Source organism: Acidicapsa acidisoli, assembly GCF_025685625.1.
Lineage (GTDB): Bacteria > Acidobacteriota > Terriglobia > Terriglobales > Acidobacteriaceae > Acidicapsa > Acidicapsa acidisoli.
The window spans coordinates 1,426,770-1,447,684 of the sequence record NZ_JAGSYI010000002.1 but is presented as its reverse complement, the minus strand read 5'-3'; the positions used below and the strand labels follow the sequence as shown (position 1 = coordinate 1,447,684).

12 protein-coding genes and 1 tRNA gene are annotated in these 20,915 nt (G+C 57.6%); 8 read left to right on the top strand and 5 right to left on the bottom strand.

The genetic code is table 11. The features are described from left to right. The first annotated feature begins 273 nt into the window (after positions 1 to 273). The 3 genes from OHL23_RS15905 to OHL23_RS15895 are packed head-to-tail and all read left to right on the top strand — an operon-like array spanning position 274 to position 8,611. Positions 274 to 5,964 (top strand): cupredoxin domain-containing protein, encoded by a 5,691-nt coding sequence (locus OHL23_RS15905; RefSeq protein WP_263352894.1) that lies wholly within the window; start codon positions 274 to 276, stop codon positions 5,962 to 5,964. 19 nt (positions 5,965 to 5,983) lie between these two features. Next, complete coding sequence (locus OHL23_RS15900; protein ID WP_263352893.1) at positions 5,984 to 7,897, top strand: YncE family protein; 1,914 nt, start codon at positions 5,984 to 5,986, stop codon at positions 7,895 to 7,897. Further along, entirely contained in the window at positions 7,898 to 8,611 is a 714-nt protein-coding gene (locus tag OHL23_RS15895) for a glycosyltransferase (protein WP_263352892.1), read from the top strand. Here OHL23_RS15895 and OHL23_RS15890 read toward each other — a convergent pair. Next, the gene (locus tag OHL23_RS15890) at positions 8,599 to 10,470 is read right to left on the bottom strand and encodes a hypothetical protein (protein ID WP_263352891.1); all 1,872 of its coding nucleotides are present in this window, start codon (positions 10,468 to 10,470) and stop codon (positions 8,599 to 8,601) included. The two genes, OHL23_RS15895 and OHL23_RS15890, sit on opposite strands and share 13 nt — an antisense overlap. 1,014 nt (positions 10,471 to 11,484) lie before the next feature. On the opposite strand from OHL23_RS15890, the gene OHL23_RS15885 reads away from it, so the two are divergent. After that, positions 11,485 to 12,408: a proline dehydrogenase family protein gene (locus OHL23_RS15885; protein ID WP_263352890.1), complete on the top strand. Its 924-nt coding sequence runs from the start codon at positions 11,485 to 11,487 to the stop codon at positions 12,406 to 12,408. A 48-nt stretch (positions 12,409 to 12,456) separates the two neighbouring features. Here the strand turns inward: OHL23_RS15885 and OHL23_RS15880 are convergent, their stop codons facing one another. The 3 genes from OHL23_RS15880 to OHL23_RS15870 form a co-directional block, all read right to left on the bottom strand. After that, positions 12,457 to 13,251 (bottom strand): DUF3106 domain-containing protein, encoded by a 795-nt coding sequence (locus tag OHL23_RS15880; protein WP_263352889.1) that lies wholly within the window; start codon positions 13,249 to 13,251, stop codon positions 12,457 to 12,459. A 109-nt stretch (positions 13,252 to 13,360) separates the two neighbouring features. Continuing rightward, a complete protein-coding gene (locus OHL23_RS15875) occupies positions 13,361 to 13,879 on the bottom strand; it encodes a hypothetical protein (RefSeq protein ID WP_263352888.1) in 519 nt (172 codons plus the stop codon). A gap of 50 nt (positions 13,880 to 13,929) precedes the next feature. Further along, positions 13,930 to 14,805, bottom strand: a complete 876-nt coding sequence (locus OHL23_RS15870) for an RNA polymerase sigma factor (RefSeq protein ID WP_263352887.1) — start codon at positions 14,803 to 14,805, stop codon at positions 13,930 to 13,932. 168 nt (positions 14,806 to 14,973) lie between these two features. Here OHL23_RS15870 and OHL23_RS15865 point away from each other — a divergent pair. Beyond that, positions 14,974 to 15,048, top strand: a tRNA-Val gene (locus OHL23_RS15865). Between the two features lie 100 nt (positions 15,049 to 15,148). Here OHL23_RS15865 and OHL23_RS15860 read toward each other — a convergent pair. After that, entirely contained in the window at positions 15,149 to 15,388 is a 240-nt protein-coding gene (locus tag OHL23_RS15860; RefSeq protein ID WP_263352886.1) for a site-specific integrase, read from the bottom strand. A 538-nt stretch (positions 15,389 to 15,926) separates the two neighbouring features. Between OHL23_RS15860 and OHL23_RS15855 the strand changes: the two genes are divergently transcribed. From OHL23_RS15855 to uca, 3 genes are read left to right on the top strand one after another with little or no spacing between them, the layout of a single operon-like run. Beyond that, positions 15,927 to 16,640 carry an urea amidolyase associated protein UAAP1 gene (locus OHL23_RS15855; RefSeq protein WP_263352885.1) on the top strand — a complete coding sequence of 238 codons (714 nt, stop codon included), beginning with the start codon at positions 15,927 to 15,929 and terminating at the stop codon, positions 16,638 to 16,640. A gap of 16 nt (positions 16,641 to 16,656) precedes the next feature. Further along, on the top strand, positions 16,657 to 17,313 hold the full coding sequence (locus OHL23_RS15850) for an urea amidolyase associated protein UAAP2 (protein WP_263352884.1): 657 nt from the start codon (positions 16,657 to 16,659) through the stop codon (positions 17,311 to 17,313). Next, complete coding sequence (uca, locus tag OHL23_RS15845; protein ID WP_263352883.1) at positions 17,306 to 20,902, top strand: urea carboxylase; 3,597 nt, start codon at positions 17,306 to 17,308, stop codon at positions 20,900 to 20,902. Before OHL23_RS15850 ends, uca begins: the two co-directional genes overlap by 8 nt. Positions 20,903 to 20,915: the final 13 nt, after the last annotated feature.

Genomic DNA, 20,915 nt, shown 5'->3' with positions numbered 1-20,915 from the left:
AGATTGGGCGGAGGATTTTCGTAACGTAAAAGTGGCCACAACACATACCGGCAACACGACTTGATGTTCAGGTACTTCTGTAACTCTATTGCAGGAAAATCGCCAGACTTTACATTGACTTTCGCACTGGTGTAGTTATACTGGGCACCTCATACATAAGTAGGATCGTCGCGTGTTCTGCCTCCAAGAGCTTGTAGCTCGAACAATGAGTTACAGAGGAGCAGCGACCCGCCCGCACTATATTTCTCTAGATTTGCAGGCCTCGGGGGGACCATGAAGATAAGCAACTTCGTTCGGCTGGTGTGTTCCGGAGTAGCTCTGTTGAGCTTGGCAATGCAGTCCGCGGCTCAGCGGACAATCACCGCCAAGGTTGTGGCCATCGATCAGGCTTTCTACAACAACCGTCTTGGCGCCTTCCAGGCGGGGGGAATGATATTCGCCCTGCGGAGCGACGTTGTCAGCAACAATCCCAATAGCACGGCTCTCACTCCGGGGAATGTCATGCTGCGCCCGGACAAGCGGCCGCGGCCCATCGTGCTGCGCATGAACGTCGGCGACTGCATGGCAGTCGAATTCGAAAATCTGCTCGCCAATGTCCCGTCTCTTTCGTTGGAGCCGGGAGCTCCAGGCGGTCCGCCGCTTCCTTATCAGGCTGGCAGCCTCAAGACCCAGTCCGATCCGAACGCTGCTGTTTCACAGACCTCACAATCGGCCACGCGCCTCGCCGGCGTGCACGTCATGGGCACGGAATCGCAAGAAGTCATTGAAGACGACGCCAGCTGGAATGGCCGTAACCCAAATGGCCTCGTGCCTCCAGGCCAGACCATCACCTACAAGTTCTGCTCTGTTGGAGAAGGTGCGTTCCTGCTCTACAGCACAGCGGCCAACGTCGGTTATCAGGACGGATTCGGTGGCCAGTTGATGCAGGGGCTGTTCGGCGCTCTCGTCGTAGAGCCACCCACTGCGGAGTATTACCGCAGCCAGGTAACCCGCGCCGAACTCGACGAGACAACGTACAACGCTGGTCAGCTACCCTCCGGCATGAGCCTCGCGCCGAAAGGCAGTCCGCAACAGACCTTCACCTCGGGCGGACAGACCTATAAGATCTGGACACTTACAAAGACTGGCGCGGGAGGCTTTACAGCGGATGTTACGCAGACCAATCTTGCGGGCAACGCGGTCGATCAGGGCGGCCTGCTCAAGACGCTCGATCTTCACCCGGTGATCAACTACCAGGCGAAAGACGGCTCGGGTGTGCCCATTCTCAACATGCTCAATGGCACAGAGATTGTCCACAGCGACCTGACGGCCATCATCACCGGACCCAAAGCGGGTAGCTTCGAGACCAACAACCCCTCGCCGAGTTTTCTGCCCAATCCCGTTTATCCCAACCGATTCCAGCCGTACCGCGAGTTTGCCATTCACTATCACGACGATCCGCTGGCGACGCAAGCCTTCGACGTCTTTGGACCATACCCGTCAAATCCGGCCTGCGACCCGTCAACGCAGGAGTGCAGCGCTCGCTTTGCGCTGCAAGCTTCGCGCGACTTCTTCGCCATTAATTACGGCATGGCCGCAATTGGCCCGGAGGTGTGGGCAAACCGCATCCATGTCGGCCCCATGGCGCAGTGCGCAACCTGCAAATTCGAGGAGTTTTTTCTGAGCTCGTGGGCCGTCGCCGATCCGGCAATGGTAGTCGACATGCCAGCCGATAATGCTAAACAGCTAAAAGCAACCAAGGCTCTCTATCCCGACGATCCTTCCAACGTCTATCACAGCTACCTGGGCGATCATGTCGTCTTTCGCATTCTGCACGCGGGCGCCAACATCACCCATGTGCATCACCAACACGCGCACCAGTGGCTGCACAGTCCCAACAGCGACGAAAGCGACTACCGCGACAGCCAAATGCTGAGTCCGGGCGGAGCCTACACGCTCGACATGACTTACTTCGGCAGCGGCAATCTCAACCAGACTGTCGGTGACTCCATCTTCCACTGCCATTTCTATCCGCACTTTGCGCAGGGCATGTGGAGTCTCTGGCGCGTACACGACGTCTTTGAAAACGGCACAGTGCTCGATGAGAAGGGAGCCCCGGAAACAGGTTGGAACCGCGCACTGTCCGATGGCGAAATTCCGGAAGGCACGCCGATTCCGGCCATTGTTCCGCTGCCCACGCTGGCCATGGCGCCTATGCCCATCCGCACGCAGATATGTCCGGTCTACAACGCTTCGGACTATGTACAGCTCGAGGGCAGCTCTTGTCCCGCCGGCCCCGCTGGCGCCAAGCCAGTGGGCTACAAGAGCCTGGTTAGCAAGCAGGATATCGACGATCCTCACATTAAGGAGAAGAATCCAGGATTTCCGTTCTTCGTGCCTGGCATCGCCGGCCAGCGCCCTCTGCATCCGCCTCTCGATTTCGCTCCCGAAGAGGACGCCAACGGAAATCAGATGGTTGCCAGCGGTCAGAAGCAGTATCTTGATGGTGGGTTACCGCGCTCACAGGTCCTCTCGGAGCAGGGAACACTCTACGAGCACCACAACGCCTGGGATTTTACCAAGGACAACGACAAGCTACTCGCCGTGGAAGTTGATGAGCAGGGAACCGATGTCGAGAAGATCGCCATGGCGGCTCACTCCATTCGCAAGCACCCCAGCTTTACCCCGGAGGGCCAGCCGGGTAATTTCATCCTGAATGGCCAGCCACCCAAGCCCGGTGCGCCCTACGCGGACCCCGCCATCGATATCGCCGGCAATCCGATCCCCAACTCTGATTGTTCCAAACATCAGGCGGGCTGTGTTCGCTATAAAGCCGCGGATATCCAGATGGATGTTGTCCTCAACAAGAAAGGCTGGCATTACCCGCAGCAGCGCATCATCTCGCTTTGGGGCGATGTAAAGCCCAACCTGGACGGAACCCGCCGGCCCGAACCCCTCTTCTTCCGCGCCAACTCTGATCAGGTAGTCGAGTACTGGCTCGCCAACCTTGTGCCCACCTACTACGAGCTGGACAACTTCCAGGTGCGCACGCCAACCGACATCATCGGTCAGCACATTCACCTTGTGAAGTTCGACGTCACGGCCTCAGACGGCGCAGGCAACGGCTTCAATTACGAAGACGGCACTTTCAGTAATGAAGAGGTCGAGCATCTGATCAAGAACATCAATGATGACGGCGGCCTTTACTCCACCGACGCCACGAAACGAAATCATCTCATCGCAAAAGAAATTCCTTACTTCGCCCAGCAATTCCCAGGCCAGTTTGTAGGCGCTCAGGCCACCATCCAGCGCTGGTATGCCGATCCAATCAAGGACGGCCACAGTCAAGACAGAACGCTGCGCACCGTCTTCACTCACGATCACTTCGGTCCCTCTACGCACCAGCAGGTAGGTCTCTATGCAGGGCTGGTTATAGAGCCGAGAAATTCCAAGTGGTATGACTCCACTACCGGCGATCAGCTCGGCGGCCGTTTCGACGGCGGCCCCACGACCTTCCAGGCCAACATCAATGTCGCGGACTCCGCAAAGAGCTATCGCGAGTTCCTGCTGGAGTTCCAGGACCGTCAGCTTGCCTACTTGAACACCAGCACCAGCACACCCAAGGCCTACCAGCCTTACGGCCCGGGCATCCCCGGCCGGCCCAATCCCGGTGGCCCCTGGGGATGGGCGGTTGGGGATGCGGGCAACAACAACGACGCCTTCAATACGCCTGCTCCGCCGGATGGTTGCACCTCCATTCCCGGATGTCCGCCTACGCCTGACCTGATTACGAACCAGTTCTTTGAGGGATCCTACTCGCTCAATTATGAAAATGAGCCATTGCCCTACAGAGTAGCTCCGCCGCCGTCGGGCAAACCGGCAGCCCCGAATGGAACCGATTTAGCCTACGTCTTCAAGTCAATGGACCGGAACGATCAGGCACTGAACTGCCAGCCCGCGGCAGGCACGCCCATCACCGCGGCGGACACATGCACTGCCAGCACCGGCGCCGGATTCAAATTCCCGCCACAGCAGCCCGGCGCCGAGCCCGACGATCCGTATACGCCTCTCCTGCGCACCTATGAAGGCGACAACGTCCAGATTCGCAACCTGGTAGGCGCACACATGGCGCCGCACTCCTTCCATATCCACGGGCTTAACTGGCAATTTGAGCCCTCACTCGATTCCTCGGGCTTCCGCAGCACGCAGGGCATGGGCATCTCAGAGCACTACGAGTTTCTCGTCCACATGCCATCGATAACCGGCAACGCCCCACGCGCGGACTCTTTGTACATCACTACCTCTGACACGAGTGGCCTGCAGTACGGCAACTGGGGCCTCATACGCACCTACAAAGCCGTCCAGCCTAACCTGGTGCCCCTCAACGTCACTCAGAAAAAGGGATTCCCCAACAGCAAGCCCATTCCTCCTCCGGATGCGCCGTTTGCCTGCCCATCCACCGCACCGACCAAGCCCTTCAACATCACCGCGATCTACGCAAAAACAGGCCTTCCCAACAAACAGCTCGTCTATAACTCGCGCGGCGCCGCGAACAACGGAGTTCTCCAGGAAGATCCGGATGCTCTGATGTACGTCCTCAGCGAAGACCTCGATGCTAACGGCGAATTGAAAGACACTGCGCATCGTGAACCGCTGATCCTGCGCGCTGCCGCTGGCGACTGCATCACTGTAACCCTCACCAACGCTTTGCCCTCCAACGTGAGCCTCAATGGCGGCATTGCTGCAAGCGGGCCGATGAACAACATCACACTGCAGACGTCAACGAACGTCGGACTGCATCCGCAGTTGCTGGCCTACGACGTGACCCAAGGCGACGGTTTCAATATCGGTTCAAACTCCGGAGTCGAAACAGCTACGCCTGGAAACAAGGTCACGTACACCTGGTATGCGGGCAAAGTCACACACGACTCATACGGAAAGGCTGTCTACACGCCGGTGGAATTCGGCGCCGTGGATCTCGCACCCTCTGACCCACTCATGCAGGATAACTACGGTCTGATTGGCGCCCTGATCATTGAGCCGCAGGGCTCCACGTGGACCGTCGATCAGAACACTCGCGCCGGCGCCACCGTCACCAAGTCCGATCACACCCAATTCCGTGAAGGCGTAGCCATCGTTCAGGATGACCTCGCCGACCTTGGCGGAGCCACCGCATTCAACTACCGGACGGAACCGTTATCGTACCGGTATGCAGATGGCGGATACCTCGTCAACTCGCCCTCGCTCTCACCGCTGGGCATCGCCCGCTCACAGTCCAATACGCTTGTGACCGCGGATCCGCAGACGCCTGTCTTTGTTTCCGGCGCGGGCACGCCCTTCCGCCTGCGCGCTCTCCATCCCGCCGGACTCAACGAGCAGGTATTTGAACTTCACGGCGACGCCTGGCAGGAAGAGCCCTACTCGAAAGGCTCGCTCCAAATCGCCGACTATAACCCGCTTTCGCAGTGGACAGGCTCGCGCGATACCTTCGGAGCTAACTCGTCCTTTGACGTAGTGCTTAAGCATGCTGGCGGCGCCCACAACGTGCAGGGCGATTATCTCTTCCGCACATTCATCGCTGGACAGTTCCAGAACGGCATGTGGGGTCTGCTGCGCGTCGGCGCACCGGGTAAGGATGTAGTTACGGTCACTAACTTCTGCGAGTCGGGCTCCACGCTCAATCTCGCCGGTGTAAACACCGTCAACCCGTCGAACAATCAACTGGCGACCTCGGTCACCGTAACCGGCATCGGCTCTGCGCCCATCACGCTTCCGGTTGACCCAAGTACGGGTCAGTGGCAAAGGGCGCTTGCCAACACCACGGCTCCAAACTCCATCACCATCACCTCCACGCAAGGTGGCGTCGAGACCACCTCGGTGCTCTGCCCAGTCCAGCCTCCACCAACGATTACTGCACCGAAGATCAATACGAACGATCTCGACCGGTTCATCCCCAAAGCGCCGGTTGTCAAGAATCCACAATAAGGGTTGTTTAGGCCAACGAATGTTTCTCGGGAAAATTAACGCTGTTGTACCCATCGCGGTCGCGTTCACTTTGAGCGCGACCGCATTTGCGCAGGCGCCGCAACATCCGCCCGCCGCATTCTCGCAAACCATCACGCAGAACGGCGCGCATGTCACCGTCAGCGTTGATCCTATCGACCACGCTAAATCCAGTGACGGGACAGTGCGCGAGTTTGAAGACGTCGCCGTACGCGTGCAGATGACAGACGTCACAACAGGCTCACCCATGCCCGGCGCTTCGCCCGCGGCCTGGATTGATCGCCGCTATACGCCAACTGCTCCAACGCAGGCGCAGTGTGCCGGTGAGGTCAAGCGCTTTGCTGAAGGCAGCACATTCAGCCACACGCAGGTCGATCTCACCTCGTTTTACGTTGCCTTGCTCAACAGCGATCCGACCATCACCGTCGTTGATCCCCGCTTCGGCTACGGAGACACGCGGCTTCTCGCAATGGTGCCGCTGGACGGGCCAGGGGAAGATTGGGCTCTCACCGCCAACGGAGATCGCCTGTATGTCTCCATTCCCTCCACGGGCAAAGTTGTCGTCATCGATACGGGAATCTGGCGCATCGTTTCTACCGTCCCCGACATCCCAAAGGCCGCGCGCACCGTTCTGCAGCCCGACCAGGCATATCTCTGGGTTGCCTATGACGATGGCAAGAACAACTCTGGCGTTGCCGTTGTAGATGCCGTCACCTTGAAAGTCCGTGCCCGTATTCGGACCGGTCGCGGCTATCATCACATGGCTTTCACAGACGACAGCTCCACGGCCTTCGTCACTAATCCCGACGACGGAACCGTTTCCATCATCAATGTCCGCACTCTCTCCAAAACTGCCGATCTCAGCGTCGGATCCAAGCCCGGCTGGATCGACTACTCCAGCCTCGCCAAGGAAGCCTATGTCTCCAACGAAGGCGACGGCAAAATCGTCGTCATCGATGGCGTCACCGGCAAGATTCGCGGCTCAATGACCGCCTCGCCGGGGCTTGGGCAAATACGCTTTGCTCCCGGTGGACGATACGCCCTCGCGGTCAATCCCGTCGACGATTTCATCTATGTCGCAGACGCGGCCTCCAATCAGATCATCCAGGAAGGCAAGCTCGACAAAGGCCCTGATCGCATCAGCTTTACCGATAAGCAGGCGCACATTCGCCATCGTGGCACAGACGCTGTGCTGATGATTACGCTCGCTTCGCTCGGGCAGCCCGGCGCGGAGATATCTGTAGCTGATTTCTCCGGGGGCCGTCACGCTCCCGGCGCCATGTTGCGCTTCAGTCCAGCAGACAGCATCGTGCAGGCTTCGGGCGATAATGCAGTTCTCGTTGCCAACCCCGGAGATGCTTCGGTCTACTTCTATATGGAAGGGGCCGCCGCGCCTATGGGCAATGTCAGCAACTATGGCCATGAGCCGAGGGCAGTTCTCTCCATCGACCGCAACCTGCGCGAGCACGCGCCCGGCGTCTACGAGACCACGGCAAAACTTCCCGCCGAGGGATCGTACGACTTCGCTCTCTTCGTTGATCGTCCGCGTATCGTCGCCTGCTTCGATCTCCCCATCGCCGCCGACCCGGCTCTCGCCCGTGTCAAGCCCCCCCGGCTCAACGTCGAGCCGCGCGTTGCCTCCTCTTCGCCCGTCGGGCAGTCGGCGCGTTTGGCCTTCCGCCTCACGCTTGCCGATAATGGAAGTCCCGAAGCCCAGGCAAAGGATGTGGTTATTCTCATGATGGGCTCCATGTGGCAACGCCGCGATCTAGCCACCTATCGGGGCGATGGCGTCTATGCCGTCGATTTCGACGTGCCCACGCCGGGTATCTACAACGTCCTGCTGTCCTCACCCTCGTTGGGCCTCAATTACACTCAGTATGCGACCATTCAGATTCAGGGGAACGCAAACTGAATGGCGGAAAACATACAGGCGCTCTGGATTGGTGATTGTCTCTCCGTGATGGAGCAGATGTGTATTCAGTCGTTTCTCAGTCACGGACATCCGTTTCATCTCTACGCGTATCAGGACATCGCAGGCGTTCCTCCCGGAACTGTGGTTCTCGACGCCAACGCTGTTCTACCTGCCTCGCGCATCTTTACCTATCGCGAACACAAAACCTATGCTGGTTTCGCCAACTTCTTTCGCTACAAACTCCTGCTTGAGAAAGGTGGATGGTTCGTCGATGCCGACACAATCTGTGTCCAGCCCTTCGACTTCTCCGGCGAATACGTCTTCTCCAGCGAGGGCATCAACGGCCGCCAGTTGGTTAATGTCGGTGCGGTAAAAGCGCCGCCGGGCAGTCCGGTCATACAGTATGCCTGGGAAGCGTGCGAGCGCTTCGACGTCACAGAGCTCAAATGGAGTCAGTGCGGCCCTGCGCTTCTGCGTCAGGCCATCGAAGCCTGCGCGCTCCAGGAGCATGTCCAGCATTGGGAGGTCTTTTGCCCCGTGCATTTTTCTGTTTGGGAACAGATGCTCGATCCCGCAGTGCAGTGGAGCTTCGACAAGAAGACCCGCGCTATCCACCTATGGAATGAGCTCTGGCGCCGTGAGGGCCGGAACAAGGATGCCGCTTATCCGGAAGCATGCCTCTACGAACAGCTCAAACGGCGCTACCTTTCATAGAGAAAAGCTGTCTTTTCGAAGAAAATGCGGAAGTGGCCAACGGCCCGGATCGTCTCCGCAACCAGCTCCTCATCGTGCCCCTTGCGTCTGAGCGTTTCCGCCGCGTCTGTCTTCCAGCGGTCCATCTCCTCCGGCTTTGCTGTGGGATAACTCGCAGCCAACTCATCGAAGTCCCGGTACCCGCGTAGAAAATTCTCGTTGAACAGTGCGCGAAGGCTGTCGTTTGTCTCCAGCGCACGCTGTGTCTTGTCATAAGCCGCGCGGGCCGCCTGTCGCAGCGTTTCCAATCCCGCATCGGCCACCGCGTCACATACGCGAAAAATCTGGCGCAGAGCTCCCACCTCTCCCGGAATCCAATCATCGTCCATCTGCCCGCCTAGAATCCCGCCTAGAATATGGATCGCGTCGAAGGTCATTCCCGACAGCTCGCGCCACAGCCACAGATGCGGATACCGGCTTCCCGCTACTGTCAGGTCATCATGGTCCATCGTGGTGTACTGGATCTGCCAGCTGCCATTTCTCCACACGCTCCTCAGCCCGGCATTACGCAACACAAACGACTCGCCATCGGTGAATCCCCGCACGGCGATCAGCGTGCCCCAGCACTCTCCAACCTGCTGCATCACTGAAAGAAAGTTCTCGTTGGCCCGCTTGCGATTCTCCGCAATAGCGAACAAATCCCGAACATACTGCGCATAACCGACATAAGGTTCTTCAGGCAGCCGCACCGTTCCCAGAATCTCCTCCAGCACCGTTACTGCCAGCCACTGCTCCTCGATTTCATTTGGGTCGCGCCCAAGCCCAATGCGGAAGTAAGCCTCCGGTCCTGTGTCGGAGAGATAGAGAAGGATGCGGTCTAGTCTGTAAGAACTGCTGCCTGTCAGGATCGCTTGTTCCGGAAGCGCCTGCCCAATGAATTGGAGCGTCCGTCCAGCCTCGCTCGCATACGATGCCTTTGCCACTCCGGTATCGCTCGGGAAGGCATCGATGCAGGTCTGCATGGCAGCGCGCATGCTCCCGAAATCCGCGCCAAAGCTACTCTCGTCGGTCAGGTAATCCAGTAGATGAACCTCGCCATCCGCCGCTGGAATGCCCACGATCGAGTTATTCTGCACGGTCCTTGAACTAGGCGCCTCTCTTCCGTGCACCAGCCGAAAGATGCGCGAGAAGATTCCAGCCGCCGTCGTCTCGCGCTGCGCAAGCCAGCCTAGAGATCCACCAAAGAGCCTATGGCTCGTTGGTGCATACGTGCCATTGCGCTCGGTGATCACACTCATCAAGCAATCGCCGCGAATCCCTGCGCGCTTGATCTCAATCTCGAGGTCGCTGCCCGGCAGCTTGATCGCTACCGCCGCGCTCGTCAGTGGATACTCCACTAGTGCGTTTAGCTCCGAGCCGCACTGCTCAGAGATCCAGTAGGTAGCGCGGTCCGCGCACAGTCTCTTCACAATTTCCGTCTCAAATACCGGGGCATCCAAAGGCTCAGCGGCCCAATGGGCTGCGGCTGTCTGTTTAAATTGCGATAGCGTAGCTTCCGCGCCGCGGCCCATCCGCAACTGCCGCTTCACCTCGCGTACAACCTCATCCGGCATAAAGACATACCGTGCGAGTGTCAGCTTTGGAACCTCGCGTGCAATGCGCATCAGCTTCTCCCACGCAGCTGAATCGAAGTTCTCATCAGCAAGCACGCGATGAATCCGTTCCAGCCGCCGCAGCCTTCGCCGCAGTTCTTCCGTAAAGCCGGATAGATCGGTCGTGCTGTAGCCCTCACGAAGTACGCTTGTATCGACTGGCTTGTCCGCTCCCGGCTCTGCCTTGATCCCCAGACGCACCAGCATCGCATCGAATTCGCCAGGCATTGTAGCTGGAATCCGAAGGAGTTGGTTTTCGAGAAGGAGCACAGCCAGGCATCGGTTGTCCCAGCCATCCCCTGCTTCACCCTTTGCCCCTTCAAGGAACTCGATTGCAACATTCCTCTCGTACACCCGCGAACGGCGGGCGCATTCCACCAAGTGTAGCGTGCGAGCGCTCTCACACTGCATCTCGGCAAAAGTCGCTAGTTCTCTGTCACAAGTTCTTTCCCAGTCGCCCATAAGCTTGCCGAATCATCCTGCTGTACTCTTATCTGTTTCGTTTCCGTGAGACCAGCGAATTCGCGCTGCGCCTCGCCAAAATAACGATTTGTTATTAAATCAACGAGATGTTTCTGATCTCTGATTTGAAATATCAGCGTGTAAAACTAAATTCATGCCAGGTTTGTTGTGGCTTTGGTTTTCCCTTGCCGTCCGATTTCTTTTTCAACGTGATTTGTCGTTAGAAAATCTTGCATTACAGCAACAGCTTATTGTCTGAATCAGGAGCATCCTAAACCTCAATTTGTCACTACGCACGAACTCTTCCGACAACACTGCGACGTCCATGGCTAGCGTGGAAGCAGGCTCTAAATCAGGCAATTATATACTTGTATCTTTAAGCCGATCCTTCATCAAGTTCTGAATCGTGACTTTACCGCCAATCAAATTTCGCAAGTGATGCTTGAATTCATTCACACCGCAAACCGCAAATAATTAAGTTCTATTTAAGTCCGTCGTCCGCTTCCCGCGAAGTCGGTATACCCCAATTCCCACATTCAGGAAGATTCAAGCATGGTCAACCAGCCTCCCAATCGAGAATAACGAGAATGGCATTCTCTCGTGGAGTCTTGACGAGACCTGGCGCAGATTCCGCAAGAGTACCTCCGGCATTTTTATGAAGCGCACTTCGCGAACTTCCCAGCTGCTCCATGTGCGAAACTGGTATTTCAGGTCAAATTTGGATTTTGGCCCGACCCGCATAGCGCAGGTTCAGACCTTCCCCCGGAGAATCTACGAAAGATGCCGCTGCTTCGCTCCGCCTTTATCGCTCTTTCCACCAATCAAACCCTGCGCCGTTTCAGTGAAAGCTCAAGCGCGGGCCGCAAGCTCAGTTCGCGGTTTGTCGCCGGGCTGGAGGTGGAAGACGCCTTGCGCACCGCCGAAAGACTAAACAAACAAGGCATGACAGTCACGCTGGATTCGCTGGGTGAAAGCGTGAGCACCGAGGCCGAGGCGTATCAGGCCGCCGAAATTTACCACCGTTTGCTCGATGCGATTGCCGCACAGCATTTAAGCGCCAACATCAGCGTCAAGCTCACGCAGATGGGCCTGGAGCTATCGCCGGATCTGGCCTACACCATCGCCGCAGGTCTCACCGAGCACGCGCGGGCGACCGGCAACTTTGTCCGCATTGACATGGAAGGTTCGCATCTGACCCAGGTCACGCTCGACCTGGTGCAGCACCTGCACGCCCGCGAGGATTATCGCGGCCACATCGGCATCGTGATCCAGGCCTATCTGTATCGCTCCGAGGCCGATATTCAACAGCTCATTGCAAACGGCATTCGCGTGCGGCTGTGCAAGGGCGCTTACCAGGAGCAGCCGTCAGTCGCCTTCCCCAAAAAGACGGATACCGACACCAATTACGTGCGGCTAGCCGGAATTCTACTCTCAAGCCCGATTTATCACGGCCTGGCCACGCACGACGAGGCGATGATCGAGGCCGCAAAGAGCTTCGCCGCCAACCGGGGCATCGGCGCGGATCATTTCGAGTTTCAGATGCTCTACGGTGTTCGGCGCGACCTGCAACGGCGGCTGGTTCGCGAAGGATACAACGTGCGGGTCTACGTTCCGTTCGGGCGGGAGTGGTATCCGTATTTCATGAGGCGCCTTGCGGAGCGGCCGGCCAATGTCTTCTTCCTGGCGCGGAACCTGCTGCGGTAAAGAGGAAATCCCGGCTGGCGTTTCCGCCCGAAGTCTCAGAGACCGACCTTAGCGCGGCCCCACATACGGCTCGACGCGCAGCAGGTTGGAGAGAATGCCGCGCTCCTGCGGAGAGAACGACGCTGCGTAGCGCGCTGAATTGAGAACCGTGTCGCGCTGATCGACCGGCACGCCACGCAGGTCGCGAAAGGCCTGGCGCACCATCGTCTGGCGGTCCGGAGGCAGTGTGTCCAACATGCGGCCAGATTGTCTCACCTGCATCTGCTCTCCCGGAGAGAGACGCTCAAAGTTCTCTGCTCGGGCAATCCGCCGTTCGCGCTGCGCCTCGGGCATCTCATTCAACTGATGAAGCTGCTGGATCTGGCGCTGCTGTTCTCCGGGGCTCAGGCGATTAAAGCCCGGCTCCTGGCGAAGCATGCGCTCCTGTTGGCCCATGGGCATGTTCTGATGCTGGGCCATCCATTGCGGCAAATGCCCGGCGGCTTGCGGATTGGGACGCATGGCATAGGGCGAACCGTTATAGGCCGGCCGCGCGCTGTAATTGGCCGCCGGATTGGTGGGTCCGCGGCCTGGCCCGAAATTCGGTTGAGGACGAGCCGGCGCGTTGCCGCCCGGTCGCGCCTGCTGCTGGGGACGGTACTGCTGGCCCCCCGGCGGATGAGACTGAGGCCGCGATTGCGGCGCCGAGTGCTGTGCTGGTGCAGAAAAATGGGGTGCGGAAAAATGCGGCGCATAGCCGCCATGCTGCCCGGCCAGCGCCCATGGAGCCAGAGAAACAAGAATCCCAAGGCATGCAGCTTGCGCCGCGCGTCGAGCAACTCTCGCCCTGGCCTTGGTTTTCACGCTTCTTCTCTGCTTTCAAGTTCGTTGGATTCGTATGGTTAAGGTTCCGGGAGGTCGCTGTCAGGCAACGAACTCCGCTACCGCATTCTCGGCGATGTCAATGTTCCGGTTAGTCGTCGTTCTGTCCCGACAGCGACTCAAGCTGATCCAAAAGCTGCGCGTTGTTGTCCAGCGTTTGCAGATCGTGGACGACCGCTGCCTGCGCCGGAGGCTGCGCCACCGGCTGATCCCAGTTGTTGAGACCGAGGTAAGCGCCGCCGCCGATCAGCACCGCCACGGTCAGCGCCATCGCCGCCACGGGACGCAGGCTCAGCCGCGAACTATAAACCAGCCGCGCCCGCAGCTTTTCATACCAGCTCGCCGGAGCCGCCTCGCGCTCTTCGTCCAGCCGGGCATTGAGCCGCGTGAGGAAGTAGGGATTCGGCTCGGGCGCTTCCCAGGCGTCCAGCAGCGCCATCGTCGCACGCATCTCTTCCAACTGCTTGCGGCAGTCCGCACACTCGGCAAGATGCAGCTTCACCGCATCCTCGGCCGCGGCATCCCGCACGGCGTCTATATCCTCGAGCGACTGCTCTTCCGCCCCAAAGAGCAAATCAGGCAACTTCGCATTCATATCATGGCAATTCATCTTGGTGCTCCCTCCTACTGCCGGTGTCTCCCGGCTTCGTGCTCCCAATCTTAAACAAACTCTTTCAAACGCTCGCGCAGAGTCTGGTAGGCGCGAAACAGGAGCGATTTGGTTGCCGACTCGCTCAGTTTCAAAACGTCGCCGATCTGGCGATAATCCATCTCCTGGTACTTGTGCATCAGCACGGCCATGCGCTGCCGCTCAGGCAACGCCGATACCTGCGCCCGGATGGCCGCCATGCGCTCTTCCCGCAGCATCCGCTGCTCCACGTTCAGGTCGTCGTCGGCAACCTCCGGCGTCGAACCCGACTCGGCATCCGGCGCGTCCAATTCCAGTGTCTGTGCCGTGCGCTCGTTCTTCGTGTCGCGCGCGTGGTTCACCGCCAGATTGGTGGCGATCCGGTACAGCCAGGTGCTGAACTTCGCTTCCGCCCGGTAGCTCTCCCGCGACCGGTACACGCGCAGAAACACCTCCTGCGCCAATTCCTCGGCAACCGCCTCGTTGCGAACCATCCGGTACAGAAAATGAATGATCTGGCGATGGTACTTGGTAACGAGGTAGTTGTAGCCGACTTCGTCGCCCGCGGCGACCGCCAGCATGATTTCGGCATCGGAACGCTCAACCGTTCCAGCCCGGACGCCGGAAGCCAGATCCGGTCCCAGGCCCAGCCCCGAATCGAAGCTTCGCCCCGAGTTTCGCGCCGAGTTCATACCCGGATTGCCGATCGCCAGGCTTGCCATATCCTCTGGGACACCGTTTACCACAGATTGTTGCGCTGGAACAGCATTTTCCCGCCCTGATTTCGGGCTTCCGGAACCTGCTCCGGAACCCAATCCGGACGATCCGCCAAGCCCTGCCGCCGACTCGGCCAGCCGCGGCTTTCCGTGCAGTTCACCGGATCGGGGCGGCTCAGGTGCAGATCGCATTGGAAGGAGGCGCAGGCGCATGATGCAAAGGCAAGAAGTGCCGGTCCGACCCGCCGGGGCAGCGCGTTGAAGTGCACAGCTTGCTGATGATACTCTACCGTAGTGGACGCCGCCTCATCCCTGAGGCATATCACGCGACCAAACCCGACCCTGCCTCATCCGGCAAACGGGCGCTTAACTCAGCGGTAGAGTGCCACCTTCACACGGTGGAAGTCGCAGGTTCGAATCCTGCAGCGCCCACCATAGAATCAACAACTTACGAAAAATAATCTGGTTTTCCACTGCTCCAGATTGTTCCAATTAGTTTCCACATAGATGAATCCATGTGGATTCGATATTCGGGCTAAAGCAAAGCTGGATGCCCATCAGCGGTCATCGATGCAACGGTGTGCTTCGACGCACCCGTCGTCTGGCTCAGCATTGCCATCGTCCGTCGAATGACTTGAAAGGTCAGCTTTGGTAGTTTCAGCGGTTCGCGAAGCTGAGCTAGGACCCGCTTACGAAAGTTATTCGGATCGAGGAATCCTCCATCGCGATTCAGGAAGATGAATGCCTGCGGTGACGCATCTGGACACATAGCCAAAGCAACAGGCTCTAAAGCAACAGGCTCTGTGCGGTGAGGCACTTTTGAGGAATGCTGCTACTTCAATCCAGCAAGCTGTGCCGAAGCGCTGGGTTTTCCAAGAGTAGGTCCTGGCGTCATCGAATGAAGCAAACCGGCAAAACAGAAAGGAGTCTAAGCTGGTGCAGTATCGGGTCAGCTTTACACTGAACAGGTCGAGCCGCGGGCGACCTCCAGGTATTTGATCTCCAGATAAATCGATATCTTGGCGAGCGACAGCTTATTCGCTGCGAGGTAAAACCGTCGCAATTTTCTCACTTGCACCTCGTCCAACTCGTGCTACTCTGGCTTCATGACCCTGCGCAGAACATTACGACGTATCCCGATTAAGGTTCAATTGCGCATGATCTTCATGGATGTCTGCTGCGGTCCACCGACCCTCCAATCGTAGATTCCGCCATTGCGCCCCCCTCCTGTGGGGTATCGATCCAACACAGCTATTCGCTACGGTGTGCGCATTCCGATTTATTCGGTATTTGCGCAAACGGGGGAAGTGTATATGGAATCGTCTTTGCTATTTAGTGAGGTCCTTCCAGGCGGAGCAACCTGGTCGCACGTACTCAAGCGTGGAACAGCCCTTCGCATCACTGATACAGAAGGAGGCGCAAATGTCGCAGCCTACTTCCTTAATTTTGAAAACCCATCGGAACGATTCAATCTTCCTGATACGCTGAAAGCCCAGCACACCGCCCGACTGACTGCAGGCCATGTGCTCTTTTCGGATATGGGACGCGTACTTTGCTCGATCACCAAAGATACCGTCGGTTGGCACGACCCTATTGCTGGCATCTCCAATTCCTCTTTGATCGAAAGAAAGTACGGCAAGACAACATATCAGCAGTCGCGCAACGAATGGTATCAAAACGCGCGCGATGGGTTCCTTATAGAACTTGGCAAGTACGGCATGGGGCCACGTGATCTGCACGCCACCGTCAATTTTTTCAGTAAAGTCGTGGTCGACGACCTTGGCAACATTCAGTATGTCGCCAACAACTCTGCCAAGGGAAGTTACATCGAATTGCGCTCGGAGATGAACGTTCTTGTCCTTCTCAATTCGTCTCCGCATCCTCTTGATACTTCGTCCAGCTATGCTCCAAAGCCCGTGGAGTTGAGCATCAGCCGCGTCCCCACTCCCATGCGGAACGATCCCTGTCGCATTCTGTGTCCTGAGAACACTCGTGGCTTCGTCCTGACCGAACTATACTTTCTGTAATTTTTGCGAGGAAGATTTGCATACTACAAATCTCAAGCCTAGCTCCCTCATGCCAGAGGCGGCGCTGCACAGTTTTGTCGTGGAGGCCGGTGATCCCTTCGTCTTTGAAATTGCCCAAGGCCAGTATGTGCGTATCGTCGATCTCGAGGGCAATCAGGCCGTGGATACGATTTTCTACAATGCTCAAGATTACTCTGACCGTTACAGCGCCCAGGACACCATTCGGGAGCAGGGCAATATCTATCTCACTACCGGGACCGCGTTGCTTTCAACCAACGGCCGTGTGCTGCTTACTATTACCTCCGATACCTGCGGCCGTCACGACACCCTCGGAGGAGCCTGCGCAACGGAGAGCAACATGGTCCGTTACGATCTTGCCAAGGGACACATGCACGCGTGCCGCAACAGTTTCCTGAAAGGCCTGCAGTTCTGGAACCATGGCATGGACAAGCGCGATATCGCCAGCAACATCAACTTCTTTATGAATGTCCCCGTGACTCCCGACGGCAAGCTCACCTTCGAGGATGGAGTTTCCGATGCCGACAAGTATGTCGAGCTTCGCGCCGAGATGGATGTCCTCATGGTCATCAGCAACTGTCCGCAACTCAATAATCCTTGCAACGGTTACAATCCGACTCCAATACAAATCCTCATCTGGGATAAAAATGTTTGATAAAGTGCTGATCGCCAATCGTGGCGCTATCGCCTGCAGGATACTACGCACACTGAAAAAGATGGGGATCGCCTCAGTTAGCGTCTACTCCGAGGTTGATGCCAATTCGCGTCACGTGCTGGACGCCGACGAAGCATATTGCATTGGTCCCGCGCCAGCCGCACAAAGCTATCTCTCCATCGATACTATCCTCAAAGTAGCCAAGGCATCCGGCGCCAAGGCCATCCATCCCGGCTACGGATTCCTCAGTGAGAACATTGAATTCGCGCGCGCCTGCGCCAGTTCAGGCATCGTCTTCATCGGCCCTGGCATCGACCACATGAATGCCTTCGCCCTCAAGCACACCGCGCGGCAAATAGCTGTCAATTGCGGCGTTCCCCTTCTCCCTGGAACAGGTTTGCTTGCTGACAAAGAAGACGCCCTGGCTTCTGCCGAAAAGCTGGGCTATCCAGTCATGCTGAAGAGCTCCGCAGGTGGAGGCGGCATCGGGATGCGCGTCTGCTTCGAGGCTCAGCAGCTTGCAGACGCGTATGACTCTGTCGTTCGCTTGAGCCGCAACAGCTTTGGCGACGGCAGTGTCTACCTTGAAAAGTTCATCGCCAATGCGAAGCATGTTGAAGTGCAGATCTTCGGCGATAACCGGGGAGGAATACTCACCCTTGGAGCCCGAGATTGCTCCGCTCAGCGCCGTCATCAAAAGGTCATTGAAGAAACACCAGTGCCCGGTCTCGCGCCTGCCGTACAAGAGCAGCTCTTCGCATCGGCGCGACTGTTGGGGCAGTCCGTCAACTACCGCTCGGCGGGTACCGTCGAGTTCCTCTTCGATGTCGACTCCAATGAGTTCTACTTTCTCGAAGTAAACACCCGCCTCCAGGTCGAGCACGGAGTCACCGAGCAGGTAACAGGCCTCGATCTCGTCGAAATGATGATCCTGGAATCTGCCAATGAACTTCCTCCGCTAACCTCTCTTGATCGTAGTCCTCAAGGCAACTCCATCGAAGCCCGCATCTATGCGGAAGATCCGGCCAAAGGTTTCCAGCCTGCGCCCGGCAAGCTATCCGAAGTCATCTTTCCAAACTCCGAGTTGGCTCGCACCGAAACATGGGTGGAGTGCGGCACTGATGTTACTCCCTATTACGATCCGATGATCGCCAAGATCATTGTCACCGGTGCTGATCGCGCCGAAGCAGTCCTCAAGATGATGGCGGCACTCGACACCTGCTCTCTGCTCGGAACAGAAACAAATCTCCGCTATCTTAAGGCCGTTGTATCTTCGCCGGCATTCATCGCCGGTGAGATCACTACTTCCTCGCTAAGCAGTTTCAACGTCGCCCGCCACGCTTTCGAAGTAATCGAACCTGGAACTCAGACCACGATCCAGGACTATCCCGGTCGCTTGGGATATTGGCATGTCGGCGTACCGCCATCAGGTCCCATGGACTCCTTTGCCATGCGTGTTGCGAACCGGCTCGTCGGCAATGAAGATCACGCCCCAGCGCTCGAAATGACCGGCATCGGCGCCAAAGTTAGCTTCAATGCCGATGGGTTCATCGCCATCTGTGGCGCCGACATGAGCGCCAAGGTCAATCAAGTCCCTGTCCCGTTGTGGACCTCTATGGCGGTTGCGGCCGGCGACACATTGCAATTTTCAGCTGTCAATGGCCACGGCTCTCGAACCTATCTTGCAATCCATGGCGGCTTTGAGGCTTCTGGGTTCCTGGGCAGTGCCAGCACCTTCATGCTCGGCCGCTTCGGAGGCCACGCCGGACGTGCCTTGCGCGCCGGCGATGTCATCCACTTCAAACCGCCGAGCTTCGACCAACCGACAAAATCTCTCTCTGCCGAAGCGATCCCGCGATACGATCGTCACTGGGATATCGCAGTCCTGTACGGCCCGCATGGCGCTCCGGAATTTTTCACTGAAGCAGACATCGAGATGATCTTCTCGACCGATTGGCGCGTTCACTATCAATCGGATCGTACAGGTGTTCGACTCATCGGCCCCAAGCCGGAATGGGCCCGCAAAGACGGTGGCGAAGCCGGCCTGCATCCATCCAACATCCACGACAACGCTTACGCAATCGGCGCCATAGACTTCACCGGAGACATGCCCATCCTCCTCGGTCCCGACGGCCCCAGTCTCGGAGGATTTGTCTGTCCCGCTGTTGTCGTCTCAGCCGAGTTATGGAAGTTGGGTCAACTCAAGGCCGGAGACACCATTCGCTTTCATCGTGTTAGCGAAGAGCAGGCTCGTCAACTTGAAGCTAACATCGAACATACGATCAAGAACCTGGCTGGATCACCGTCATTCTTGCCCGAGAACTCCAGCGACGAAGAAGCAATCCTTCAGACATCCAACGTACGCAGGCCATCAACCGCCTATCGTGCCGATGGGGACAAGTATCTTCTCATCGAATACGGCGATAAGGTTCTCGACCTGGCCTTGAGATTCCGCGTGCATCTTCTTGAACAGAAGCTTCGCGCACTCCAACTCAACGGAATCATCGACATTACCCCCGGCGTGCGTTCCCTGCAGGTTCACTACGACAATCGCAAACTGCCGCGCGTCGCGCTTCTCGAAGCGATCGATTCCATCGACAGAGAGCTGCCCGAGGACCCCAATGTAACCGTGCCTTCTCGTACCGTCTACATGCCACTCTCGTGGAATGATCCCGCGACACAATTGGCTCAATCGAAGTACATGAATTCGGTCCGTCCCGATGCTCCATGGTGCCCCGATAACATCGAATTCATTCGCCGTATCAATGGGCTGAACTCTGTCGATGATGTGTACAACATCGTGCATGCAGCCAGCTATCTTGTTCTCGGCCTCGGCGACGTTTATCTCGGCGCTCCTGTCGCCACACCCACCGATCCCCGGCATCGCCTTATCACCACCAAGTACAATCCTGCTCGAACTTGGACCCCGGAAAACGCCGTCGGCATCGGTGGCGCCTATATGTGTGTTTATGGCATGGAAGGTCCCGGCGGCTATCAACTCGTGGGCCGCACCGTGCAGGTGTGGAATACTTATCGCACTACAAAGACATTCCCGCCTGGCACTCCGTGGGCACTGCGATTCTTCGATCAGATTCGCTTTTATCCTGTCTCCGGCGAGGAACTTCTCGACCTGCGCAGCCGCATTCTCCACGGCGGATTCGACCTCAGGACCGAAGAGAATAGCTTCAATTTGCACAGGTATCAAGCTTTCCTGCATTCCATCGCAGAGGAAGCTGACGCTTTCCGATCCACCCAGCGCGAAGCCTTTCACGCAGAGAGAGAACGTTGGAGAGTCAATGGCCTACTTGAAGTCAACACTCCTCCCGAGACGCCGGATCTTGCTGCTTCAAATGGCCACGTGCCAGATGGCGCCGAAGCAATTAACTCGCCTATGACAGCCAGCGTTTTCCAGATAGCAGTCGAGCTCGGTCAGCACGTTGTCGCGGGAGCTAAGCTTGTCGTCCTCGAAGCTATGAAGGCAGAAATCGTCATCCCGTCCTCATCGACCGGAGTTGTGGAAGAAATTCGTTGCGCGCCCGGAAAGCTTGTCAATGCTGGACAAACGTTAGTCGTTGTGCGACCCGATTAATCGCAGGAGGCCA

Coding starts and splice junctions, on each gene's coding strand:
- OHL23_RS15905 (WP_263352894.1), top strand. CDS start 274: ATGAAGATAAGCAACTTCGTTCGGCTGGTGTGTTCCGGAGTAGCTCTG.
- OHL23_RS15900 (WP_263352893.1), top strand. CDS start 5,984: ATGTTTCTCGGGAAAATTAACGCTGTTGTACCCATCGCGGTCGCGTTC.
- OHL23_RS15895 (WP_263352892.1), top strand. CDS start 7,898: ATGGCGGAAAACATACAGGCGCTCTGGATTGGTGATTGTCTCTCCGTG.
- OHL23_RS15890 (WP_263352891.1), bottom strand. CDS start 10,470: ATGCCTGGCGAATTCGATGCGATGCTGGTGCGTCTGGGGATCAAGGCA.
- OHL23_RS15885 (WP_263352890.1), top strand. CDS start 11,485: ATGCCGCTGCTTCGCTCCGCCTTTATCGCTCTTTCCACCAATCAAACC.
- OHL23_RS15875 (WP_263352888.1), bottom strand. CDS start 13,879: ATGAATTGCCATGATATGAATGCGAAGTTGCCTGATTTGCTCTTTGGG.
- OHL23_RS15870 (WP_263352887.1), bottom strand. CDS start 14,805: ATGCGATCTGCACCTGAGCCGCCCCGATCCGGTGAACTGCACGGAAAG.
- OHL23_RS15855 (WP_263352885.1), top strand. CDS start 15,927: ATGGAATCGTCTTTGCTATTTAGTGAGGTCCTTCCAGGCGGAGCAACC.
- uca (WP_263352883.1), top strand. CDS start 17,306: ATGTTTGATAAAGTGCTGATCGCCAATCGTGGCGCTATCGCCTGCAGG.